We start from the raw sequence: 318 nt of genomic DNA on the forward strand, positions 1-318 counted from the left end.
GGGAAGGCCGAGCACGATGGCGCCGACATTGTCCTTCTCGAGCTGAGCGAGCAACTGGGCGGCATCGAGCGAAAACTTCTTGCGCAGGATGACGGGGCGGGGATGAGCGAAGGACAACCCGCGATCGGAAACCGCTACGCCGATCGTCTTGTCGCCGAGATCCAGGCCGGCGAGCGCGCGGCCGCCGGCAAGATGTCCCGGCAATTCCTCGATTGAAATAACGGCCACCGGCTTCCTCTGACATCGGGGCGTCACACAACCTTTTGACGGTGAGGAACGCCGCGCTACTTTCAATTTGTCGCCAGCGTTCTATCTTCC

General features: G+C 61.6%; 1 protein-coding gene. It reads right to left on the reverse strand.

The features are described from left to right. On the reverse strand, positions 1–228 hold a 228-nt coding region (ruvX, locus tag EN857_RS33945), incomplete at its 3' end, for a Holliday junction resolvase RuvX (RefSeq protein ID WP_135897724.1). Between the last annotated feature and the right edge of the window lie 90 nt (positions 229–318).

The sequence above is a fragment of the Mesorhizobium sp. M4B.F.Ca.ET.214.01.1.1 genome (assembly GCF_004791545.1).
GTDB classification, from domain to species: domain Bacteria; phylum Pseudomonadota; class Alphaproteobacteria; order Rhizobiales; family Rhizobiaceae; genus Mesorhizobium; species Mesorhizobium abyssinicae.